The organism is Sediminibacter sp. Hel_I_10 (assembly GCF_000688335.1).
In the GTDB taxonomy this organism is placed as follows: Bacteria; Bacteroidota; Bacteroidia; order Flavobacteriales; family Flavobacteriaceae; genus Psychroserpens.
On the sequence record NZ_JHZX01000001.1, the window covers coordinates 1,340,163 to 1,363,576 of the forward strand.

Annotated in this window: 17 protein-coding genes and 2 tRNA genes; 5 read left to right on the top strand and 14 right to left on the bottom strand. The window is 36.7% G+C overall.

Annotated features, from left to right (window positions below):
* Positions 1–181: 181 nt before the first annotated feature.
* The 3 genes from cdd to porU all read right to left on the bottom strand — a co-directional run bounded on the left by cdd (position 182) and on the right by porU (position 5,928).
* Entirely contained in the window at positions 182–664 is a 483-nt protein-coding gene (cdd, locus tag P176_RS0106060) for a cytidine deaminase (RefSeq protein ID WP_026753866.1), read from the bottom strand.
* 60 nt (positions 665–724) lie between these two features.
* On the bottom strand, positions 725–1,951 hold the full coding sequence (gene porV, locus P176_RS0106065) for a type IX secretion system outer membrane channel protein PorV (RefSeq protein ID WP_026753867.1): 1,227 nt from the start codon (positions 1,949–1,951) through the stop codon (positions 725–727).
* 113 nt (positions 1,952–2,064) lie between these two features.
* On the bottom strand, positions 2,065–5,928 hold the full coding sequence (gene porU / locus P176_RS0106070; RefSeq protein WP_026753868.1) for a type IX secretion system sortase PorU: 3,864 nt from the start codon (positions 5,926–5,928) through the stop codon (positions 2,065–2,067).
* Positions 5,929–6,180: 252 nt separating this feature from the next.
* Here porU and gldJ point away from each other — a divergent pair, with 252 nt between their 5' ends.
* The gene (gene gldJ, locus P176_RS0106075; RefSeq protein ID WP_026753869.1) at positions 6,181–7,857 is read left to right on the top strand and encodes a gliding motility lipoprotein GldJ; all 1,677 of its coding nucleotides are present in this window, start codon (positions 6,181–6,183) and stop codon (positions 7,855–7,857) included.
* Between the two features lie 69 nt (positions 7,858–7,926).
* Complete coding sequence (gene murF, locus P176_RS0106080) at positions 7,927–9,192, top strand: UDP-N-acetylmuramoyl-tripeptide--D-alanyl-D-alanine ligase (protein ID WP_026753870.1); 1,266 nt, start codon at positions 7,927–7,929, stop codon at positions 9,190–9,192.
* 86 nt (positions 9,193–9,278) lie between these two features.
* Here murF and P176_RS0106085 read toward each other — a convergent pair.
* A tRNA-Val gene (locus tag P176_RS0106085) sits at positions 9,279–9,353 on the bottom strand.
* Between the two features lie 131 nt (positions 9,354–9,484).
* On the opposite strand from P176_RS0106085, the gene P176_RS0106090 reads away from it, so the two are divergent.
* Complete coding sequence (locus P176_RS0106090) at positions 9,485–10,150, top strand: DUF2461 domain-containing protein (RefSeq protein WP_026753871.1); 666 nt, start codon at positions 9,485–9,487, stop codon at positions 10,148–10,150.
* A gap of 234 nt (positions 10,151–10,384) precedes the next feature.
* On the opposite strand, the gene P176_RS0106095 is transcribed toward P176_RS0106090, so the two are convergent.
* Positions 10,385–10,459 (bottom strand) — tRNA-Val (locus tag P176_RS0106095).
* Between the two features lie 304 nt (positions 10,460–10,763).
* On the opposite strand from P176_RS0106095, the gene P176_RS0106100 reads away from it, so the two are divergent.
* The gene (locus P176_RS0106100) at positions 10,764–11,339 is read left to right on the top strand and encodes a hypothetical protein (protein WP_037348749.1); all 576 of its coding nucleotides are present in this window, start codon (positions 10,764–10,766) and stop codon (positions 11,337–11,339) included.
* Positions 11,340–11,427: 88 nt separating this feature from the next.
* Here P176_RS0106100 and P176_RS0106105 read toward each other — a convergent pair whose 3' ends face one another.
* The 8 genes from P176_RS0106105 to P176_RS0106140 form a co-directional block, all read right to left on the bottom strand.
* Positions 11,428–12,204, bottom strand: a complete 777-nt coding sequence (locus P176_RS0106105; RefSeq protein WP_026753873.1) for a DUF1206 domain-containing protein — start codon at positions 12,202–12,204, stop codon at positions 11,428–11,430.
* 147 nt (positions 12,205–12,351) lie between these two features.
* Positions 12,352–13,569 (bottom strand): folylpolyglutamate synthase/dihydrofolate synthase family protein, encoded by a 1,218-nt coding sequence (locus P176_RS0106110; RefSeq protein ID WP_026753874.1) that lies wholly within the window; start codon positions 13,567–13,569, stop codon positions 12,352–12,354.
* A gap of 1 nt (position 13,570) precedes the next feature.
* Positions 13,571–14,455 (bottom strand): hypothetical protein, encoded by an 885-nt coding sequence (locus tag P176_RS0106115; protein ID WP_026753875.1) that lies wholly within the window; start codon positions 14,453–14,455, stop codon positions 13,571–13,573.
* A 33-nt stretch (positions 14,456–14,488) separates the two neighbouring features.
* The gene (locus tag P176_RS0106120; RefSeq protein WP_026753876.1) at positions 14,489–14,884 is read right to left on the bottom strand and encodes a biopolymer transporter ExbD; all 396 of its coding nucleotides are present in this window, start codon (positions 14,882–14,884) and stop codon (positions 14,489–14,491) included.
* Positions 14,884–15,579 (bottom strand): MotA/TolQ/ExbB proton channel family protein, encoded by a 696-nt coding sequence (locus P176_RS0106125; RefSeq protein WP_026753877.1) that lies wholly within the window; start codon positions 15,577–15,579, stop codon positions 14,884–14,886. Before P176_RS0106125 ends, P176_RS0106120 begins: the two co-directional genes overlap by 1 nt.
* A gap of 66 nt (positions 15,580–15,645) precedes the next feature.
* Positions 15,646–17,043, bottom strand: a complete 1,398-nt coding sequence (nhaD, locus tag P176_RS0106130; RefSeq protein ID WP_026753878.1) for a sodium:proton antiporter NhaD — start codon at positions 17,041–17,043, stop codon at positions 15,646–15,648.
* 10 nt (positions 17,044–17,053) lie between these two features.
* Positions 17,054–18,280, bottom strand: coding sequence for a Glu/Leu/Phe/Val dehydrogenase dimerization domain-containing protein (locus P176_RS0106135; protein WP_026753879.1), 1,227 nt, complete (start codon positions 18,278–18,280; stop codon positions 17,054–17,056).
* Positions 18,281–18,435: 155 nt separating this feature from the next.
* The gene (locus tag P176_RS0106140; protein ID WP_026753880.1) at positions 18,436–19,494 is read right to left on the bottom strand and encodes an anhydro-N-acetylmuramic acid kinase; all 1,059 of its coding nucleotides are present in this window, start codon (positions 19,492–19,494) and stop codon (positions 18,436–18,438) included.
* A gap of 86 nt (positions 19,495–19,580) precedes the next feature.
* On the opposite strand from P176_RS0106140, the gene P176_RS0106145 reads away from it, so the two are divergent.
* Positions 19,581–20,723 (top strand): acyl-CoA dehydrogenase, encoded by a 1,143-nt coding sequence (locus P176_RS0106145; RefSeq protein WP_026753881.1) that lies wholly within the window; start codon positions 19,581–19,583, stop codon positions 20,721–20,723.
* Positions 20,724–20,795: 72 nt separating this feature from the next.
* Here the strand turns inward: P176_RS0106145 and P176_RS0106150 are convergent, their stop codons facing one another.
* Complete coding sequence (locus tag P176_RS0106150; RefSeq protein ID WP_026753882.1) at positions 20,796–23,243, bottom strand: helix-turn-helix domain-containing protein; 2,448 nt, start codon at positions 23,241–23,243, stop codon at positions 20,796–20,798.
* Between the last annotated feature and the right edge of the window lie 171 nt (positions 23,244–23,414).

Here is a 23,414-nt window from a genome sequence, read left to right on the forward strand (position 1 = left end):
TATTTATTGCTGCTATGTTCACTAATTTATATTGTGCGAACGTGAACAACAAAAATAACACTTTAGTTAGTAACGAAAAAACCGAAAAACGTAAAAATATGCAGGACTTTCTCTCAAAATAACAATTAAGCCTCAAAAAGTAAAAACAGCGAAGATTATAGCGGATTGATGCCCGGAAAGATCATAAAAAACTTCTATCGAAACCTAATGGCAGAAGATTTGCTAATGATGCTGATTGCACCACTTTACCCGAAGTCCCCATAAAATAGATTTCTATAGGCACCTTTTGTTTAACTTCATATTCTGAAATACTTTGTCTGCAAGCTCCACAAGGCGGTATTGGCGTAAGCGTTTCTTGATGAACACTCCCAGCTGTTAAGGCCATCATTTTTATTTTAGCATCGGGATATTTTGAACCAGCGTAAAAAATAGCAGTTCTTTCGGCACATAGGCCAGAGGGATAAGAAGCGTTTTCTTGATTATTACCTGTAATTATTTCGCCATTATCCAGCAACAGAGCTGCACCAACTAAAAATTGAGAATAAGGAGCATACGCTCTCTTTCTCGCATCTACAGCTGTTTTCATAAGATCAGACACCGCATTTGGGAGATCTTCAATAGTATCAAAAACTTTAAGTTTGGTTTCTATTGTAATCTCTTTCATGTACTGTGTTTTATGAAACGTTGTCTTAGTGAACTTGTTTATGAAGTACTATAAAAAGCATTAATATTCTCTGTACTCTCCCTCACCAAAGTTAAAGGATAAAGAGAAGCGAAGCGTATTCTCCAACGGACTCTGAATTTTTGATGCTGAAAACAGGTAAGATAAATCTAAATTGATAGTGGTGTATTTAAATCCTGCTCCTAAAGCAAAGAACTTTCTCGCACCCTTGTCGTCACTTTCATTAAAGTAACCTGCTCTAAAGGCAAAAGACTCTTGATACAAATACTCTGCACCCAAAGCCCAAGTAAATTCTTTTAACTCTTCACTAAAACCACCTGGCGCATCACCAAATGATTGGAATACTCCAGTAAGAAAACTTACATCATTACTTTGTCCTTGTGTAATGATTGTTGGCTCGTTTTCATTGATCTCTGTTGCAGGATCATCAGAGTTTTGAGCACCATCACCATTGGTATCTACAAAACCAAACAGCGGAGGCGTTGGCACCAATAACTTAGTAACCTCAGCGGTAACTGCTAACTTATTATATTCATCAAAAATAAAATCAAAACCTCCACCAACTCTTAGATTCGTAGGCAAAAAGTTCTCTCTCCCTCCATCATCATATTTAATTTTAGGCCCCAAATTCTGAATAGCAAATCCTAGACGTGTTCTACCATTAAAACTATCATAAGCTTCTTCTTCACTTTGATAAAAACCAGAAATATCCACACCAAAAGAACCTGCGGCTTGTGCGTTAGCGTCAACTTGCTGAATTCTCAAATCTGAGCGTAAATACCTTAAAGCAACAGACATTGAGAATTGCTGTGCTAAACGCAAAGAGTAAGACATATCTACCGTAAATTCATTCGGTTTTTCAATAGTTGGTGTATCAAATTCATTTTCACGAATTTCTATTTCTCCTAAACCAAAATATTTGAAACTGAATCCAAAAGCACTCTGCTCATTAATTCTGTTGAAATAAGTCAAATAACCTACGGAAATATCATTCACCAATTGACTTAAATAAGGGGTATAACTTACTGCAATCCCAGATTTAGCTTCAGAAAAAACATATTTTGAAGCATTCCATTGTTGCGAATAGGCATCAACTGATGTTGCTACGCCCATATCTGCCATACCCGCAGAGCGTGCATCTGGCGCAATAAGCATAAACGGAACGGCTGTTGTGATTACAGAAGATTGATTTGGAAAAGTTATGGTCTCTTGGGCGTTACTAAAACTGTAAATCGAAATAAATAGTAGGGGTAAGATGTAATTTTTCATGAGTATGTTAAGGTTCATAGCAAGGCATCAAAGCCTTTGCGCATTAAGCAAATATAAATTTTTATTGTAAACTCAACTTAAGTTTTCGGTTAACGACAAAAAGACGGGATGAGTTAGAGGATCACTAGCTTTTCAATTTTTTCTACTTGTTTGTTTAATCGGTTGGATCGTACTTTCAATTTGTAAATGTAAACGCCTTTTCCAATTTTGTCCCCAAAATCATCACGACCGTCCCAAACAATATCTTTTGATAAAGAACTTGTGGTTTTACCTCCTCCTGAAGTTTGTCCATTTAAAGTACGAACAATCTTACCAGACACAGTAAAGATCTGTATAGAAACGTCTAAAACATCAGAACTATTGTGATTGAACCAAAATTCTGTATAATCCAGAAACGGATTTGGGTAATTTAAGACATTATTGATCACCAACTCTTCATCCTTATCCCTAACAATAAACTCAATTGTAGCCGATGAAGCGTTGTTGTAAACATCCCAAGCTTTTAAGGTCAAGGTATGCAGGCCTGGTTCTAGATCTCGGTAAGGATAGGTCACTTTTCCGTTTTGATAATCATCTACATTAGCTTCATAATAATCATTGAGCACAAATGGGTTAGTTTCATCACCATCAATAATAGCGGTGATGTCATGACCTATTCCGCTAGCGGTATTAATGCCATTTTCATCCTGTAACTTCGCCAATAAGGTGGGTTGTTCATTAGTGATACCTCCAGAGACAAAGTTTTCATCATTCATAAATAGATTAATTACCGGGCCTACATTATCTACCGCAGCATTTTCATTGATTCCACCAACTTGAAACTCTAAACTTGCACCAGCCTTATCATCCAAAATATTATTTTGTTTAGAATAAAAGCTCACACGACCATTGCCAACGGGGATTCCTATATCTCTTGGAACCACAAAATTGAAATCGAAAAGACCATTGGTTATCGTGGCCTGCCCCTTGAAAATGACTTCTCCCAAGGTCTTAAAATCCATTTTAGCATCTATTCCAGTTTGAGGGTTGATCCCGTCATTTGCCAATGTTTGACGTTGAATTTCTTTATCAAAAACAGTTGCCGTAAGAACGCCATTATAATTTGGAAGAAAATTACCTTGAGAATCGTAAACCCTACCAGACATCTTTACCCTACCAAGCGCTTGAAGCACATCGGTCTCTTGACCAATTGGTACATCATTAATGGCTGTTAATTTTATATCTGGTCTAGGCAGTGCTAATTTCATGGCAGGATCCCCAATGAAAAATACAAGGGTTTTTTGATTATTCCCTGCTATTACGGGATCGTTTTTTGTTTGGCGTAATGCTTCTGCCATACTTGGATAGTCACTAGAACCATAAGAGAACAAATACTGTTCTAAAACCTCGTTGTAATCTACACCTGTATATAAAAATATCCTTCTGGTTGTAGTAATTAAACCGACGGCGCCGCCTTCCTTATTCCAATAGGTAAGCTCTCCCGCTGTTTCTCTTAATGGGTTGTCAAATTTGGTATACTCGCAAGTTACAGTAACAAATAAATTAAACTTACAGAGGTTTCTAATTTCTTGTGCATCAACTTTTGTAAACAATCGTTCGGCAGCTAGACCGTCTTCTCCACCATGGCCAAAGTAATTGACAACCAATGCTCCTAATTCAATCGCATCTTTAATCGCATTACTCGCCTCAGGATAGCGTTCCCCGCTGGATGTTGCTTGTTGTTGAAAGGCATCGGAATGAACTTTAACAGCATTAATAAATGGTTTTTCTTCGGAAATTTCATCGGCTATACCATCTGTGGTACGTTGAAGCTCACCTTCGCCCCCCTCATCAATATCATCAGAGATCATAACAATATTATTACGCCAGCTGCCAAAAGCTTCTTTACCATAATGCAAATCAATTTTATCTAGCATATCTCTTGCGCGTTGAGGCGTCTCGGCCACGATGCGTCCCACTGCAATGTCCAATCGGTTTGATGTTGCCATACTTCCTTCTTCTGGGTCCATCATTCCGAAGAAATCGTCAGACACAAATCCATTGGTTAAGCTAAAACTATTCATGGCATGCCAAGAGGGCACCAAATTGGTGTTATTTTGCAAACGGTCCTTATAATCATAAGACGTATCGCCAAAGAGACAGAGGTACTTAACCCTATTTTCAGGACTACTCGCATGATCATAGACATACTTCACTAAGTTTCTAATAGCGGCAATATCTTGATTTCCGGAGCTAAATTCCGTATAAATATTATCTAGACTCACCACTTTTACATTTAACTGATTTTGATCCCGATTGATTTGGGCCAAGCGCTCTGCACTAGATCGCAGAATAGTTGGCGTAATGATTAAATAATCTATGTCTTCAAATTCACCTTGACTGTTTTGAAAAATGGTGCCCTTAATATTTTGATTTGATACAGATGTATTGCCATCTCGTAATGGTTCAAAATAGTTAAGGCTTGTTACCGTAAGGTATTTTTTTGCTGACCCTGCAAAGGCTTTAAAATTAAAATTAGCGGCCTGATCTTGATTAACCGCACTAGTCACATTATACTTATCTGAAATATCCCAGACTTCTTGCACATTACCTGCATTTGCCAATGTATATTCTACAACGCCATCTGCAGTAATGACGTCATCATTTTTAAAACGAAATTGGCTACCCTCAAAACGTAAATTTCTTGTAGCTTCAATAGAAATGAAATCTAGATAACCAACAGAAGATGGATTGCCTGCATTGTCATAGGTTAAAGTAACTACAACTTCCGGTGAAGTTAAAAGCACATTATTACTATATTGGTCAGAACTTCCTATGTTGTTACTATTGGGCCCAGTTGCTGGAAACAGTAAATTATCCACAACCTCGCCATTTAAGTTAATAGTCATGTTTGCCGTTGTAGTCCCCTCATTAATTGCACCTGCCAACACTCTAATTCTCGCCGTCTCTGTGGTCACTAAATTTGGAAATGAGAATGTATAAGTCCGTTGATTTTCAACATCAAATCGGTCTCCAAACCAACGTCTTCCCAATTTTGCGATGTTAAACTCATCGACTTCATAATATTTATAATCTCGAAACGTATTTATTTGAAGATTTGCAGGAGCGGACGGCTGACTCATATTAAGTATCCGTTTTCCAAAACCGCCACTAACCTGAACATAATAATAGGAACGATCAGTGTATAAATTGATATTTGTATTGCTCTCTTCACTGTACTCACGAGGACCTTCAGCATAAAAAAGCATAAAATCGTTATCATTAAAGACACCATCTTGTTCTCCAACAAATTTTACGGCATTCTCTGTAAGATCCAAAGGATAAAAATCTTCGTTGATTAAGGGCAGCATGGCTCCCCCATTACCAAAAATCTTAATGGTGCGTGGGTCTACATTTGTATTGACTCCAATTTGATTTAAAAACCCTTTCGTCAATTTAAAAACACCCGACTTATCTACATAAAACTTATGCCAACTGCCAGAATTTAATACCGAGTTGGTAAGCTCTTCCCCGTTACGGGCAAAGTTATTAGAAGCCGTTTGGGATCTGTTACTATAGGTAATGCTAAAACTTGTGATCTTTTTAAAAACACCGTTTTCCTTTATGATAGGAGAAAGCTCTAGATATGCCGATTTCCGATCACGGTCTATGGCATTCATCAATTTTGCATTAGGACCCGATGTTACAAGATGTAATGGCAGATCTTTAAGTTCAGCAGAAGATATTGCACTATAAGATATATTGCTCAAATTCAAGGAACGCTCGTTCACTAGTACTGAGATAGGCCATTGCGCATAAAATATCAAACCTTTATCTTCGGAAAAACTAAAATGTTCCTTATCAAAATTTGGCACCTCAAGCTGGGTTGAAGAGGTCGACATTATCTTTGTACCGTCCCAATGAATTTCAAATTGTTTTTGTTGGGCAAAACCAAAAAAACAACACACTATAAAAGCGGTGAGTAATCCTTTTTTCATATAATAGTTAACGACCTTAGTAGACTCTTATTATGAAGTCTTCCTTTTTTATTCAAAATTACAACAATATTTAATTTATTGTTTCGTTAATGAAAACATAACATACCGATAAAACGGTTCAAAATCCGTTATTGTGTTAAAAAAAGAGGATGAAATGCAGTTTTTTTCGATGAATTTTAAAAAAACTCTTGCCAGTTTCTCTTTAATTGCTATATTGCGTCTCTAAAATTTAATTAGCTTACTTAAAAAAGTATGAATATGAAAAACATCTCAAGCCTAAAGGTATTAGTAGCCCTAATGATATCTTTGACCATTGTAGGTTGTAGTAGAAATTCTAGCAACAGTACGTCTCGCGCCACAGGTTGGCAGATTAATGATCGAGATGGAGGCTTCCAGTACAATGATCAATTCCAAGAACAAGAAGCGGGTCCTGGATTAGTATTTATTGAAGGTGGTACATTTACAATGGGTAAAGTTGCCGATGATGTTATGCATGATTGGAACAACTCTCCAAACCAACAGCACATTCAATCGTTCTATATGGACGAAACTGAGGTGACCAACAAAATGTATCTAGAATTTTTAGATTGGGTAAAAAGAACGTATCCGCCAGAAGAAGAAAACTTTAGATTAATTTATAAGGGTGTTCTTCCAGATACTTTAGTATGGAGAAATAGATTGGGTTACGCAGAAACAATGACAGAAAATTACCTACGCCACCCTGGTTACGGTGAATATCCTGTTGTAGGCGTAAGCTGGATTCAAGCAGTAGAATTTGCAAATTGGAGAACTGATAGAGTTGCAGAAATGTCTTTACAAGACGCTGGATACTTAGAACGTGGTTCTCACCTAAATTCTTCAGCAGAAAGCAACTTTAATGTTGACACATACATTAATGCTCCTACTGAAACTTATGGTGGTAATGATTCTATTATTAATCCTGAGAAATCAAGAAGACGAGTTCAAACAACAGCTTCTGGAGATACCATAAATACATATGCTCGTAGAGAGTCTGGATTAATTAGTCCAGATTATAGACTACCAACCGAGGCAGAATGGGAATATGCAGCTTTAGGGATGAGTGAATTAAGAAGTTTTAACGTTTATAGAGGTCGTAAGAAATATCCTTGGGATGGCCAGTACACACGTTCTGGAAAACGTAAGACCAAAGGTGACCAATTGGCCAACTTTAAGCAAAGTAAAGGTGATTATGGTGGAATCGCAGGATGGTCTGACGATGGTGCAGATATTACTGCACAAGTAATGTCTTATGAGCCTAATGCTTACGGACTTTATGACATGGCAGGTAACGTTGCAGAATGGGTAGCCGATGTTTACAGACCAATCGTAGATGATGAATTTAATGATTTCAACTACTATAGAGGAAACGTTTATACTAAAAATGCAATTACCGAAGATGGTACAGTAAAAATTGTAACACCAGAAGATATTGTTTACGATACCTTAAGCAATGGTCAAGTGGTTGCTAGAAACCTTCCGGGTGAAATTTTACAAGTGGGCATTGATGAAAATGAAACTTACTTGAGAACAAATTTCAGCCAAAGTGATAACAGAAACTTTAGAGATGGAGATGCAAGATCTTCTCGTCAATATGCTGACAACTTTGATGAAGGCATGACCGAAGAAGCTAGTACACACCAAATGTACAACTCACCAGAGCATGATATTCAACGAGATTCCACTGGAAACATTATCAAGTCTTTTGATAAATCAAATCAACGAACTTCTTTAATCAATGATGAAGTAAGAGTTTACAAAGGAGGTTCATGGAGAGATCGTTCTTATTGGATTGATCCAGCGCAACGTCGTTATTTCCCGCAAGATATGGCAACAGACTATATTGGTTTTAGATGCGCAATGTCTAGAGTGGGTTCTAAGACTGAAGGTAACGGTAAGAAAAGAAACTAATTTATATTTTTTAACGACTAAAAAAAGTCCTAACCATTTTGGTTGGGACTTTTTTGTTACATTTATTTCATGACACTAGAAAAATTATATACGCTATATTTAAGTACTTCTGAGCTTTGTACAGATACTCGAAAAATCACGAAAGACTGTCTTTTCTTTGCTCTAAAGGGAGATCATTTTGACGGCAACTCGTTTGCTGAAGAAGCATTAAAAAGAGGCGCAATGTACTGCATAATCGATAATGCCAAATACCTTGTTAATGATCACTGTATTTTAGTTGAGAATGTTTTGCAAACCCTGCAAGACTTGGCAACTCATCACAGAAACCAATTGAATATCCCTATACTGGCCCTTACAGGAAGTAACGGAAAAACAACCACCAAAGAACTCATCACTTGTGTACTTTCTAAAAAACACAACACCTCTGCCACCAAGGGAAATCTTAATAATCATATAGGTGTCCCACTTACGCTTTTAAAGATGAACGCTACTACAGAAATAGGTGTTGTAGAAATGGGCGCAAACCATCAAAAAGAGATCGCTTTTCTTTGCGCTATTGCACAACCTAACTATGGATTGATTACCAACTTTGGAAAAGCGCATCTAGAAGGCTTTGGAGGCGTCGATGGTGTCATTAAAGGAAAGTCTGAACTTTATGATTATCTCAGAGCTGATCATCAAACTATTTTTATTAATGAATTAGACGAACTTCAAGTTAAACAAGCAGAACCGTATGACCAACTTATAAGATTTGGGAAGTCCATGCTGCTAGATCAGGATCACCCTTATCTCAGCGTGAAATTTGATTCTAAAACCATAAATACAAATCTAACGGGTACCTATAATTTTGGCAATATCTGTGCAGCTATTGCGATTGGCCAATACTTTAAAGTAAATGCTACAGATATTGTTAGTGCTATAGAAGGTTACATTCCAGAAAACAATCGTTCTCAAATTATTAGAAAAGAGGGATTACAGATTTTATTAGATGCTTATAATGCAAATCCAACAAGCATGAAAGCGGCCTTACTGAGCTTTACCGCACCTAAAGACACTATTAAATTTGCGATTTTAGGAGACATGTTTGAGCTGGGGAATGATGCCAAAACTGAACATCAATTAATTGTAGACTTAGTGAATGGTCTTGAGCTAGAACAGGTTTATTTCGTTGGAAAAAATTTCTACCTCACACAATCCTCTTCTAAAAACAGTTTCCTTTTTGAAACCTTTGAAGATTTCAAACAAAACTTCAACCCTATCAATCTGAAAAACGGAAGTTTACTTATTAAGGGCTCTAGAGGGATGGCATTGGAGCGTGTTTTGGATTTAATTTAGTAATTCTCTAAAAGCTTAGAAGCATAAAAAACCCATGTTAAAGCATAAAAAAATCCGATTTGAAATTACAAATCGGAATTTTTCTGTGGGTCATACTGGATTCGAACCAGTGACTTCTACCCTGTCAAGGTAACACTCTGAACCAACTGAGTTAATGACCCGTTTTAAGAAGGATCAAATTTAAACCTTTTCTAATGAAAATCAAGATTTGCTTTATAATTTCCTTTGACAAATACGTAACTTTAGATCTATCAATTTAAAAACACTATAACAACCGTAACCAAACAATCCTATGGTAGATAAAGGCTATATATTTAGATTTTTAAGAGATTTGAGAAATAATAACTCTAAAGAGTGGATGGATGAAAACAGAGACCGCTATCACACTATGAAAGCGTGCTGGCTTCATGAAATTCAGCTCATCCTCGATCGTTTATCAAAACACGATCCTCATTTTGAAAGAGTAGAGCCCAAGAATACCATTAGCAGAATCAATAATAACCGTAGGTTTCATCCTAATAAACCCGTCTACAAAAACCACGTGACCTGCACCCCTTCAGGAACCAAAACCAAAGGCGTTTCTACATTCTTTATTTCTATAGGACCAGATGAATCGTTTATAGGTGGTGGATTATACCATCCTCCAAAAGAAGATCTCGAAAAGATTAGAGCAGCTATAGATTATAATGGCGAGCGTTTGGAGAATATCATCAATGCAAAGCAATTCACATCCTTTTATGGTGGCTTGAATCAATACGATGATAAATTAGTGACTTCGCCCCAAAATTATGATAAAGACCATCAATACATAGAGCTGATAAATAATAAGAGCTTTACAGCAACTATAGACTTAACAGAAGATCAAGTCACCAGTGATCACTTTATTGATTTAGTTGAAGATGCCTATTTAAAATATAAGCCTTTAGATGAATTTATAGTAAAAGCAATAACCATATAGCAAAATTTCAAACCATCTTTGACTTTAGGTTTTCGATATGTAGCCCTTATCCAGAAATTATCGTAGCACTACTATTTTTTAAGTGACTACGTGTTAAAATAGCTCATAGCATCAATTAAGTGCTGTCTTTTTGAGTTTTTAGAAGTATCATTTTCAATGGAATTCTAAGAAAAACTTCCATCCCGATAAAAACAAAAATCCCGATCTGCTAATGCAAATCGGGATAAATTTTTGTGGGCGCAGAGGGATTCGAACCCCCGACCCCTTGGGTGTAAACCAAGTGCTCTGAACCAACTGAGCTATGCGCCCTAATTATTAGGACTGCAAAGATAATTTACTTTTTTAAACTGCAAAACATTTTCACGTAAAACAACATCGTTTTTATTGATTTTTTTTCAATCCATTAAAGGTGCTCAAGGCTGGCTTCAGTGCCAAAAACCCAATTTACGCTATAATGATCTCATATTAAGCTTATAAACAACCATAATGGGCATTAAGGCAATGATGCTATGGATACAGCACGATTTAATCAATTTTGGGTGTTAAATTGCCATTACGAGACATATAAGTTCATTAGAGCTTATTTATACTAATAACCAAAAAATTATTTACAATGAAGAAATTACTTATAATTGCTATTGCGAGCTCATTATTTATGGCCTGTGATGTAAAGAAAGAAGAAAAAGGTGAATTACCTGAAGTTGATGTTGACGTTGATGCAGAAGCTGGAGAATTACCAGAATACGACGTTGATTGGGCCGACGTAAACGTAGGTACCAAAACAAAGATGGTAGAAGTGCCAAAAGTGGTGATCGTTATGGAAGAAGAGGAAGTTGAAGTTCCTTATTTAGATGTAGATATGCCTGATGCTGGCGAAAAAATGGAGCGTACTTTAATGGTAGAAGCTGAAGTTACCGATATGGAGCACGAACTTGATATCACCGAGATTTGGGCAGCAAATAATAATTTATATGTTATTGCTAAATTAGAATCAACTGATAAAGAAATAGGTGATAAAAAAATGCGAGTGTCTGACCAAGTGTCTTTAAACGCACCAGACTTGAATGTGAAATACTATATTGTAGGAACTAAGCCTGATCGTGTTTTTAATACGCAATACGATTATTTAGAAAATACAGATGAGCTGAAAAAGGAATTGAACAATCCTAAAGTTATCTATTCTAGATAAACGTTTATCAACTGCATAATAAAAAAAGGCTCGAGTAATTACTCGGGCCTTTTTTTTATGTCTAATAAACAATATAAGCGAGATAAATCTAAGCCTTAAACCTACGGTATTTAGCCATTATAATCATGTATCCGCCATAGCAAATCAAACCAAATGCCACTAAACCAACCAGCCATGGTCCAGAACTTTCTCTAAGAAAATTAAAAGCCTCTGAAGTACCTTTTATGTTTTGTGTGCTCGCAGTGTCTGCCGCCTTATAAAAGAAAAAAGACACAATCCCTGTAACCACTCCTCGTGCAATCATACCTGAATATCCCATCCATTTAATCGTTTTTACGGTCTTTGCATCAGATACAGATCCTAATTGAAATTTACTTAAGAAGTTCCCCTTATAAGCCTTTACAAATTGAAAAATGGATTTTATAGCTAATCCTGCAGCAATAGCATAAAATATGTATGGTAAATATTCCGTCGGAATCATCTGCGCTTTACTTCCGCCGCCACCGCTTGAAGGAGACCCTATAATCTTATAAATAGCAAAAACACCTAAACCTAAATAAACGATGCCACTAAAGAAAAAACCAATGCGTTTGGCAATGTCCTTTGCTTCGCTCCCAATATTTTCAGGATCTTTTATGCTTTGAAATAACCTCCAAAATGCATAACATAATAAACCCACGCCCATAATTCCCAAAAGTACATTACCCATGGGCTGTTTTTGTAAATACTCTAATACGCCAACCTTACCTTCTGAACTACCACCTAATCCAGCGGCTGCACCAAAGGCCAATATTCCTGTAAGACCATAAACGACGCCCTTAGAGGCATAACCAGCTCTAGCTATTTTCTTTATTTTTTCCTTCATAATAAAATTATTTTGTTAGGTGCTGAAAATAAAGCTATAAAGTCAGAATCATTAGTTGATTCAAGCAAATAATGGCACCATATGACTTAAGCTATAAACTAAGCAATATTTATAGTAGATGTAAAAATAGATGGATTGGAGGTGAGTTTAGACAACTTCAGCAACAACAAAAGTACTGCCGCCTATATAGATAAAATCATTCTTAGAAGCATTTTTCTTGGCAGTCTGAAGCGCCTCAGCAACACTGTCATAAGCATTGCCAATAAATCCATTTTTCAGAAAAGTCGCCTTTAGCGTTTTAGCATCGAGACCTCTTGGTATATTGGGTTTGCAGAAATAATAGCTTGCCTTCTTGGGCATTAACGGTAAAATTGAAGTCAAATCTTTATCGTTGACCACTCCAAAAACAATATGCAGGGCATCAAATTTTTCGTTTTTAAGTTGCTCAATGACGTAACTTAAACCTTCACGATTATGCGCAGTATCACATACAATCTTTGGTTTTTCGCTTAACGTTTGCCAACGACCTTTGAAACCGGTGTTTTTTACAACGTTGAGTAATCCCAATCTGAGTTCTTCTTCGGAAATTTTAAAACCCACTTCACGCAGAACAGACGTGGTTTGTACTACTGTCTTTGAATTGTGCTTTTGATAAGCACCTTTGAGATCCATTTCATAATCCTTAGTGATCAATTGATCTGAAAAGAATATGTCACTTTTATGCTTTTTAGCAACTGCTCTAAATACAGGTAAAGTTTCAGTTTGAGTCTCGCCAATGACCACTGGAACATTTGTTTTTATGATACCCGCCTTTTCTTTAGCGATGAGCTCATGAGTATTCCCTAAAAATTGAACGTGATCCAAACCAATATTGGTGATGACCGAAACTTGAGGGGTGATAATATTTGTAGAATCTAATCTCCCGCCTAAACCAACTTCTATAATGGCGAGGTCTACCTTTTCCTTAGAAAAATAATCGAAAGCCATCCCCACGGTCATTTCAAAAAATGACAAGGACTGTGTCTCGAGAAAATCTTTATTACTAGCAATAAAGTCTATTACAAAGCGCTCACTGACCTCTATTCCGTCTATTTTAATTCGTTCTCTAAAATCCTTAAGGTGCGGTGACGTATAAAGACCTACTTTATAACCAGCTTCTTGTAATACAGATGACAGGGCGTGACTCACAGAACCCTTTCCGTTAGTACCGGCTACATGTATCGATTTAAATTTCTGATGGGGATTACCGAGGTGTTCGGCTAACTTAAGCGTATTCGTTAAATCTTTTTTGAAGGCCGTCTTACCCTGATTTTGGTACATGGGCAATTGTTGGAACATCCAACTTACCGTATCTTGATAGTTCATGTTACTGACTTACATCAAAATTAATACTAACAAATCCTATTTGACGATCTGGAGCATTAGCATCGGCAGGCCATTTATGAGATAATGCAATTTTTTTAGCAGGCTCTAATAGGCAAGGGTTTGTATTGGTCGTGCCTTTAATACCAGGTTGCGCTTCAACAACACTACCACTTCTATTGACAACAATTCTAACCACAACTAATCCAGTTTCGTTACAATCTTGCTTGAATATTTTTTTAGTGGCACCACCTCGTCCTCCAAGACCAGAACCAACGCCTCCTTTTCCAGGTCCAGAACCTCCAAAATAACTAGGAGCATATGGATTTCCATCTAATTGACCTTTATCTCCAGGGCCATCTCCAGGGCCTTCGCCACCGGTCTCGGTTCCTTCTGATTTTTTAACGCCACCAATTAAGGCATCTAATTTTTTCTTTTTAGCTTCTTCCGCTTGGCGCTTTTTCTCTTCCGCAGCTTTCTTTTCCTGCTCAACACGCTCTGCTTTTGCTTTAGCCTCTGCTTCTGCTCTGCTCTTTGCATCTGCCGCGTCTTTTTGCTTTTTCATGGCAATCACTTCTGCGTTGTCTGCCGTAAGCACTTTTTCAGCAGGAGATTCAGATTTTGTGGGCTGCGCTTTTGATTCTTCAACTTTAGTTTTCTCAATCTGAGGCTCTTTGGCTTGCTCTCTAACCTCAGACTTCACCGGTTTTAAAGGTTGAATATTTCCGCTGCCTACATCAGAATTACCGAAATTAACGGCTACACCGTACTCTTCTGGAGGATCCATATAAGGAGCACCAACCACAAATAACAACAACACCAAAATCAACACAATAAGTGTGGTGATCTTCGCAGAGTTACGTTCGTGTTTGGTTTCTAAATATTTCATGGGTGTTGCAATACAAGTTCTATTCCAGAAAACCTAATCATTAGGCTTTACCGCTAAAATCACTTTAAATTTATTACGGTTAGCGATATCCATAACCTTTACAACATTCTCAACCGGTACAGATTTTTCTGCACGCAATACAATAGTAGGTTGATCTTGTTGCGATAATACACTCACTAACTCGTTCTCTAGAACACTTTGACCAACCAGTTTTTGATCTATATAGTAATTGAGATCTTTAGTGATACTGACCGCAATGGATTGTTTGTTTTCAGTTTTTCCATCTGCTTTTGGTAAAAGAATATCTATAGCATTTGTGGTAACCAAGGTTGAGGCCAACATAAAAAATATCAATAGCAGGAACACAATATCTGTCATTGATGACATATTGAACTCTGGCGTGACCTTATTTCGTCCTCTAATCTTCATTAAATAGGCTCATTTAAATGATCTAAAAACTCAAGCGAGTTAGCTTCCATTTGATAAATAACCTTATCGGTCTTGACCACTAAATGGTTATAGGCCATGTAGGCAACAATACCAACGATAAGACCTCCCACGGTTGTGGTCATCGCCGTGTACAATCCATCAGATAATTGTTTGATATCAATTTGCCCACCAGAATTAGCGATTTCAAAAATGGATAATATCATCCCAATTACAGTCCCTAAAAATCCAATCATTGGAGCAACTCCAGAAATAGTAGCAAGTACACTTACATTCTTTTCTAGGCTATAAACTTCTAATCTACCTGCATTTTCTATTGCTGTATTGATGTCTTCTAAAGGCTTACCAATGCGGGTTATCCCCTTATTGATTAGTCGCGATACTGGAGAGTTGACTTGAGCGCATAACATTTGAGCAGAATCAATCTTTCCGTTAGAAACATGATCCTTGATTTGATTCATAAAATTCCCATCAATTTTTGATGCCGCCTTTATGGCAAAGAGTCGCTCGAAATATATATAAATTGCGGCAATTAAAAGTAGAAAAAGCAAGAGCATGATAATGATTCCGGCGCTTCCTCCACTGCTAATTAATTCTATAACAGAGAGGCTTTTTTCTACAGATTCTTGTTCTGGAATAAGCTCTGCCCCATCTTGCATATTACTGAGTAATAACATAAACTATCGGTTAAGATTGGATTCAATTAGTGAGTTAACGTATAAATTCCGAAGAAAGTATACGGTTTAAAATATAGTTCTCGTAAACATAAAGGCAATTGCACCTGCTAAAAAGCCAATTAATGCCAACCAAGAGATTTTTTTGAGATACCAGAAAAAGTCTATCTTCTCCATTCCCATAGCCACAACACCTGCAGCAGAACCAATGATCAACATACTACCCCCAGTACCTGCAGAATAAGCAATAAAATGCCATAATTCATTATCTGTTGGCAATGAGAACATCCCTAAACTTGCCGCAACCAATGGTACATTATCAATAACCGCCGAACCAACACCTAGCAACAAGATCACAAGATCAGACACACCTTCTCCATGAAGCTCTGTCCCTAACATGGGCATATTTTCTTGTAAGGATCCTGCAAAGTTAAATAGAATACCTAAAGATTCTAAAGCAGCAACAGCCATTAAAATACCGAGAAAGAATAAGATACTTGGTAGCTCAATTTTAGATAACGAATGATGTACTGGGCTATGTGAGGCGTGTGCGTCACTCTCTTCGGAATCTTGACTTGACATGCTAAACTTAGAGTTACTATAAATTTCAGCAAAAATAGCCACGATACCTAAGGCCAACATCATCCCAACATATGGCGGAAGGTGCGTCACTGTTTTAAATACAGGTACTGAGACAATACCACCTAAACCTAAATATAACATTGTAGAGCTAAATTTGTTTTTAGGCTCATCTGCTCTGTCATCTGTATTTTCGGGTAATTTGCCCTTAAACACAGGTAGAAATGAGGCTATAAAAAATGGCACGAGCATACAGATAAGCGAAGGGAGAAAAAGGTACACAAACAAGTGTCCTGTGGTCACTTTATTACCAATCCACAGCATCGTTGTGGTAACGTCTCCAATTGGAGACCATGCTCCACCCGCATTGGCGGCAATAATTATAAGGCCCGCGTACCATATTCTGATGTCTCTATCATACACTAATTTTTGTAATATAGAAATGAGTACTATGGTTGCGGTAAGATTGTCAATAATAGCTGATAGAAAGAAAGCTAAAAAACCGAAAAGCCATAAAATACGCTTTTTGCTTTTGGTTTTAATAAAGTTCTTTATTGTAGAGAACCCGTCGAAATAATCAATGATCTCAACAATAGTCATCGCTCCCAATAAGAACACCAAAATCTCTGCGGTTTTACCAAGGTGGTGTAATAGGGTCTCTTCCATTTGCTCCATCTTGACCTCATGAGCAAATGTGCCAAAGTCTTCAATCAGGTTATGGTTTCCAGAATCAAACCATTGCGTAAAGCCGTCAATCCCTAGTGATATGAGCGCCCAACTTATGGCCATCATGACCAAGGCTGGAATTAATTTATCTATTTTTATGCTGTGTTCGACGGTAATCGCTAGATATCCTATGACGAATACAATGATTATAATGGTTTCCATAATAATGTGTTTATATCAATTGACTTAGCGCAATTTCAAATGCTGTTGCACTAACGCCTGTTTTATTATTATTTTTTTCGTAAACCTTCTCTAAGGCTTTTCTTATAATTTCTGAAGTGTCGCTAAAAATAGCCTCATCGGTCATTTGTACTTTACGTTCCATGAAGTAAGCAAACACTCGAGCCATCCCACAATTAGAGATAAAGTCGGGAATTAAGCTCACCTTTTGGTCAGTGTGTTCCATAATACTTCCAAAGAAAATTTCTTTATCTGCAAAAGGCACATTAGCTCCACAAGACACGACTTCAAGACCAGTTTCAATCATTTGGTCAATTTGGTCTTGCGTCACTAAACGAGAAGCGGCACATGGTGCAAACACTTCTGTTTCTAAAGACCAGATTTTTTCGTTGATTTCAGAAAAAGGAATGAGGTGATCACTTGCCAGGGTATTGCCTACTTTATTAAGATAAAGGTCTGTGATTTCATTAAAAGTAAAACCCTCCTCATTAATTAAACCACCAGCAATATCGATGATTCCTACAACTTTAGCGCCCATTTGTGCTAAATAAAATGCAGCTGCGGCACCAACATTACCAAATCCTTGAACAATAGCACGTTTTCCAACAATGGAATCGCCATGGATATCATAAAAATGCTTAGCTGCTTCTGCTACGCCAAAACCAGTTATCATATCGGCAATGGTATATTTTCTAGACACGTTTGGTGAATATTTTGGGTTTTCTATAACCTTAATTACACCATGTCTTAGCTGGCCAATTCTATTAATTTTATCTGCTTGAGTGGGTCTAAAGTGACCTTCAAACACCCCTTCTTGTGGATGCCAAACACCACTTTGTTCAGTAATAGGGATCACTTCATGAATTTCATCTACATTAAGGTCTCCTCCTGTACCGTAGTAACTTTTAAGCAATGGCGATACCGCGGCATACCAGCGCTCTAAAACCCCTTTCTTTCTTGGATCATTAGGGTCAAAATTAATACCTGATTTAGCACCACCAATAGCTGGACCTGAAACAGTAAATTTAACCTCCATGGTTTTGGCCAAAGACAAGACTTCATTGATATCTAAGCCTTTTCGCATTCTAGTTCCGCCACCGGCAGCACCTCCACGTAAAGAGTTAATAACTGTCCAGCCCTCTGCTTCTGTTTCGGGATCTTTCCAATTAAATATGATTTCTGGTGTCTTTTCCTCGTACTTTTGAAGTAAATCTTTCATCTAAAAATATTGAATTCTAGTTTGTTAGCTAACAGTAGCATGTTCTTGTTAAAAAGTATATTAATAGAATGGGAAAATATATTGTTCATAGAGTAGTTTATTCTGAAACAAATATAAAAAACTAAAAATCGCTAAATATTAATTTTACGATATTTTTACGGATTATAAATTTCGCCAGAACTATGGTCATGGCAAGCTCCAGTAACACTTGCCAAACAATTAATTGCATCTCGTAGTTTAAGAACTCCTAAAAGACCAAAAATTAGAGCTTCCTTAAATTCAATCAGATTCTTTTTTGTGTGTGTTATTTCAATGTCTTTCAAGTGCTCAATTCGAGATAATAAATACGTATTGTAGGTGCCGCCGCCGGTACATAAAATCTTTGAATCTTTATGCACCACTGCAGCAATTTGTACTGCTACGTGTTCTGTAAATGTCGCAATAACATCTGGGATAGCTAAGTCAAAAGTATCTATAATTGGCAAAACCGTATGTTTTACCCATTCTAAACCTAGAGACTTTGGCGAACTCATCTTGTAAAACGGCAATTCATTCAATTGCTGTAACAGCGTTTGATCTACTTTTCCAGAAGCCGCTATTTTACCTTCAGCATCATAGCTCTCTCCTAATAATTCTGCATAATAATTGAGCACGGTATTTACGGGACAGATATCATAAGCAATCCGTAGACCTTCCTCTTCAAAAGAAATATTAGCAAAACCACCGAGATTAATACAATAATCATAGTTGGAAAACAACAATTGGTCTCCAATAGGTACCAAAGGTGCGCCTTGCCCTCCAAGTTTTACATCTTGAACCCTAAAATCACAAACTACTTTATGATTAGTCAACTCCGCTAAAACCGGTAAATTACCTATTTGATAGGTCAATCCATCCTGTGGTCGATGAAGCGCCGTATGCCCATGAGAACATATCGCATCAACATCATCAAGACGATGTGTTTTAATAAAATTATTGATCACCTCGGAAAGATAAACTGTGTAAGAATTATCTAATCGTTTAAGATCATCAAGTTCCATCTCTGTTAACTTAGAAAGTTGCTTTCGCCAAGTGTTACTATAAGCAACAGTCTCTGCATGCTGAATTTCAAACCCAACCTTATCTGCAAAACGGAATGTGATATAAGCTAAATCTATGCCGTCTAATGACGTCCCAGACATCACACCAATGACCTTATAATCTGATTTTATCATATCATGTAAAATTATGTATTCCTGTTGAAAAAAAGACATTAAACCGTTATCTTTGCAGTCTATTTTTATCAAATTAATAACGTAACATGGATTTTAGCCTTACAGAAGAACATAAACTGATACGAGATGCCGCTCGTGATTTTGCTCAAACCGAACTTTTACCTGGTGTCATAGAACGTGACGAAAAACAAGTATTTCCTCAAGAATTGGTAAAAAAAATGGGAGATCTTGGTTTTATGGGTATCATGACCGATCCAAAGTACGGCGGAAGTGGTATGGATGCCATCTCTTACGTATTGGTTATGGAAGAATTATCAAAAATTGATGCTTCAGCTTCTGTCATTGTATCTGTAAATAACTCTTTAGTTTGTTACGGTATAGAAACGTACGGCTCTGAAGAACAAAAACAAAAATACTTAACCAAATTATGCACTGGAGAATTTGTTGGTGCCTTCTGTCTTAGTGAGCCAGAAGCAGGAAGTGATGCAACATCACAAGCCACCACTGCCATTGACAAAGGTGACCATTACGTCATTAACGGTACTAAAAACTGGATTACCAATGGAGGGCGAAGTGACGTTTATTTAGTTATTGCCCAAACCGATAGAAGTAAAGGCCATCATGGTATTAATGCTTTTATTGTTGAAAAAGGATTAGAAGGTTTTAGTATTGGACCTAAGGAAGATAAATTGGGAATTCGTGGTAGTGACACCCACACCCTTCAGTTCAATGATGTCAAAGTGCCTAAAGAAAATAGGATTGGTGCTGATGGATTCGGGTTTAAATTCGCAATGAAAACACTATCCGGCGGTAGAATTGGTATTGCAGCACAAGCTTTAGGTATTGCTTCTGGAGCTTATGAATTGGCTTTAAAATATTCGAAAGAAAGAAAGGCCTTTGGTACTGAAATCTGTAATCATCAAGCCATAGCTTTTAAATTGGCAGACATGTATACCGAAATAGAGGCGGCTAGACTTTTAGTGATGAAAGCAGCCTGGGAAAAAGATCAGGGTCACAACTATGATATGGCAAGTGCGATGGCAAAGTTATATGCTTCAAAAGTGGCCATGGAACAGTCTGTTGAAGCCGTTCAAATTCACGGTGGTAATGGTTTTGTTAAGGAATATCATGTTGAGCGCTTGATGCGTGATGCCAAAATCACCCAGATTTACGAGGGAACTTCTGAAATTCAAAAAATCGTAATTTCTCGAGGTGTGATTAACGGATAAAACTTTAAATATTTTTTTCTGATAAATAAAAAAAAGACGTCATACTAATGACGTCTTTTTGCTTTTTAATAGTTATTGAGCTATTTCTTTTAAGACAATCCGAATCTCGTGATAAGAATATTTATCATCTAATTGACTTTTAAGCTCTGAAAGCGAGTCAAATTTGTATTTCGGAATTAAATTTTGAAGTTCCTTAAAATGCGCTTCAGATACTAAATCCGTAGGCTTTACCTCTCCTGTTTCCACAAAACTAGCCAAGTGACCAAATATAGTGTTGACGGCAAGTCCCCTTTCTTCAGCTATTTCTTCTAGAGATTTTCCTCCTGTAAATAAGTCTAAGGAAATGAGATTAGAAGCTTGCTTTGTTTTTTTTGTGCTTTCGGCTTCATAAACGTCATCGTCGGTACCGTTGACCACATCAATATCATTTTCGCGACAATAGGATGTAATAATATCTAAAATCTCTTCACCGTATTTTTTAACTCTCACCTTTCCAAAACCATTTATCTTAACGAGTTGCCCCTTTGTAGTTGGTAATAGTTCACACATCTCATACAGCGATTTTTGAGAAAATATTTGGTAATGGATCAGATCTAACTCCTCAGCAGTATCGTTACGAAAAACACGTAAACGTTCAAACAAATCAACATGACTTGTCCCAACAATATTAACTTTTTTAGGCTTTGATTTTTGCTTCTGTTCGCTAATCTCAATTTTCCCACTAGCTCGCAAGGCTAAATATTGTGTCACTTTAAATCCGTTAATCAATTTCTTAAAAAACAGCTGCTTCAATTTTAATTGTACTTCAAATGTTTCCAAATGTTTTTTAAGATCGGTTTGAACAGCTTTGTTATCTGTTGTAAATACAATAGACTCAAAAGGCCCTGTTATGTTTTTTTCTGTTTCTACATCAAAATAGGATATAGCTTTTCTGAAACGTTCCTGTATATTTTCATCAGATTCTGGCAAACTATGTGACTCTGTAAGTTGCTGTAATTGAAATTTAAATCCGTTAGCTACTTTTAATAAATTGGTAACCTCTAGTTTAATCTCTGTGATTACCTCTGAAAGATTCCCTTTAATGCTACTTCTATTTTTATAATAGATATCCAAAATCCTACTTATGGGAATTAAAAACTCATAGTAATTGAATAATTCTGAAATGAGACCTAATTGATAAACCACGCGTGAAGTAATTAATTGGTGTTCATCTGGTTGGTTATCTTCTGATTGTTTATTGAACGTATTGACGTGTTGATCGTTAATAATTTGATTCGGCTCAATTTTATTACGAAGCACCAGCCCCTCTAATGATTTACAGCGGCTTAATGCAACATAAGTTTGACCATGAGCAAAAGCACCTTGAGAATCAATAATAGCTCTCTCAAAAGTTAAACCCTGGCTTTTATGAATGGTAATAGCCCAAGCCAGCCTTAAAGGCATTTGAATATATGAGCCTAGCTTTTGTTCTGAGATCGCTTTAGTTTCGGGATTTAAAGTATAATTGATATTTTCCCACGTTTCTGGAGTTACTTCAATAGTATAATTATCATCTGGACATTTTACCGTAATGGTTTCTTTATCCAATTGTATGACCTTTCCAATTTTCCCATTGAAATAGAGTTTATCTGCTGAAGTATCATTTTTAACAAACATCACTTGTGCCCCAACTTTGAGTTCTAGGCTTGATTCATTTGGGTATGAAAACTCAGGAAACTTGCCTTCTATCTTAGCTTCATAATTATAAACAGTGCCATTAAGCGCTTTAAGCTCATTAGCATTGACGCTTTTTGCTTTATAATTATGAGTGGTTAAAGACACATATCCTTCCTCCTCTTTAGGTTGAAAATCGGGTTGATATCTTTTGTTTAATTCATCGGCCGACACAGAAGTCAGGGAATTTGTCCGTATTTCATTCAAAATTTGAATAAAAGTAGGGTTGTCTTGCCGATAAATATGTTGTAATTCTATAGTAAGTGCATCACACTCTTTGTAGGCTCTACTGCTAAAAAAGAAAGGCGTCTCATAATATGGATTCAATATAGACCACTCATTTCCTCTAACCACTGGAGATAATTGCTGCAGATCACCAATCATTAGTACCTGAACACCTCCAAAAACTTGACCACGATCTCTGTATCTACGTAATGTTTGATCAATCCCATCAAGCAGGTCACAACGAACCATACTAATTTCATCAATAACTAGTAAATCCAAAGACTTGATAATATTGATTTTGGTCTTGTTGAAATTCCTCTTAAAGCCCGTATCATTATTAGAAGAACCATCTGGTAGAATTGGACCAAAAGCTAGCTGAAAAAATGAATGTATCGTCACTCCTTTAGCATTAATAGCGGCAACACCTGTAGGTGCTACAACTACCATTCTTTTAAGTGATTCTTTCTTTAAGCGTTTTAAAAAAGTAGTCTTACCAGTACCAGCTTTTCCTGTTAAAAAAATATGCCTATCTGTTTGATTGACAAAATCCCAAGCCAGTTCTAGTTCTTTATTACTGTTCATTCTATATCCAATTCATTTAGCGGTGCAGAAAAAACGCACTAATTTTAATTAAGCAGATAAATTTAGGCAAATAAAGTTATAGAATCTATAGACGGTTATAATTTGAAGTATTGAATCTATAAAAAGAAATCAAGTCTTAAACCGTGACAATTTTATGGAAGTGTATTGAAT

Coding starts and splice junctions, on each gene's coding strand:
- P176_RS0106125 (WP_026753877.1), bottom strand. CDS start 15,579: ATGTTATTACTCAGTAATATGCAAGATGGGGCAGAGCTTATTCCAGAA.
- P176_RS0106100 (WP_037348749.1), top strand. CDS start 10,764: ATGAAGAAATTACTTATAATTGCTATTGCGAGCTCATTATTTATGGCC.
- P176_RS0106110 (WP_026753874.1), bottom strand. CDS start 13,569: ATGAACTATCAAGATACGGTAAGTTGGATGTTCCAACAATTGCCCATG.
- P176_RS0106135 (WP_026753879.1), bottom strand. CDS start 18,280: ATGAAAGATTTACTTCAAAAGTACGAGGAAAAGACACCAGAAATCATA.
- P176_RS0106150 (WP_026753882.1), bottom strand. CDS start 23,243: ATGAACAGTAATAAAGAACTAGAACTGGCTTGGGATTTTGTCAATCAA.
- porU (WP_026753868.1), bottom strand. CDS start 5,928: ATGAAAAAAGGATTACTCACCGCTTTTATAGTGTGTTGTTTTTTTGGT.
- nhaD (WP_026753878.1), bottom strand. CDS start 17,043: ATGGAAACCATTATAATCATTGTATTCGTCATAGGATATCTAGCGATT.
- P176_RS0106115 (WP_026753875.1), bottom strand. CDS start 14,455: ATGAAATATTTAGAAACCAAACACGAACGTAACTCTGCGAAGATCACC.
- murF (WP_026753870.1), top strand. CDS start 7,927: ATGACACTAGAAAAATTATATACGCTATATTTAAGTACTTCTGAGCTT.
- P176_RS0106090 (WP_026753871.1), top strand. CDS start 9,485: ATGGTAGATAAAGGCTATATATTTAGATTTTTAAGAGATTTGAGAAAT.
- cdd (WP_026753866.1), bottom strand. CDS start 664: ATGAAAGAGATTACAATAGAAACCAAACTTAAAGTTTTTGATACTATT.
- P176_RS0106145 (WP_026753881.1), top strand. CDS start 19,581: ATGGATTTTAGCCTTACAGAAGAACATAAACTGATACGAGATGCCGCT.
- P176_RS0106120 (WP_026753876.1), bottom strand. CDS start 14,884: ATGAAGATTAGAGGACGAAATAAGGTCACGCCAGAGTTCAATATGTCA.
- porV (WP_026753867.1), bottom strand. CDS start 1,951: ATGAAAAATTACATCTTACCCCTACTATTTATTTCGATTTACAGTTTT.
- gldJ (WP_026753869.1), top strand. CDS start 6,181: ATGAATATGAAAAACATCTCAAGCCTAAAGGTATTAGTAGCCCTAATG.
- P176_RS0106140 (WP_026753880.1), bottom strand. CDS start 19,494: ATGATAAAATCAGATTATAAGGTCATTGGTGTGATGTCTGGGACGTCA.
- P176_RS0106105 (WP_026753873.1), bottom strand. CDS start 12,204: ATGAAGGAAAAAATAAAGAAAATAGCTAGAGCTGGTTATGCCTCTAAG.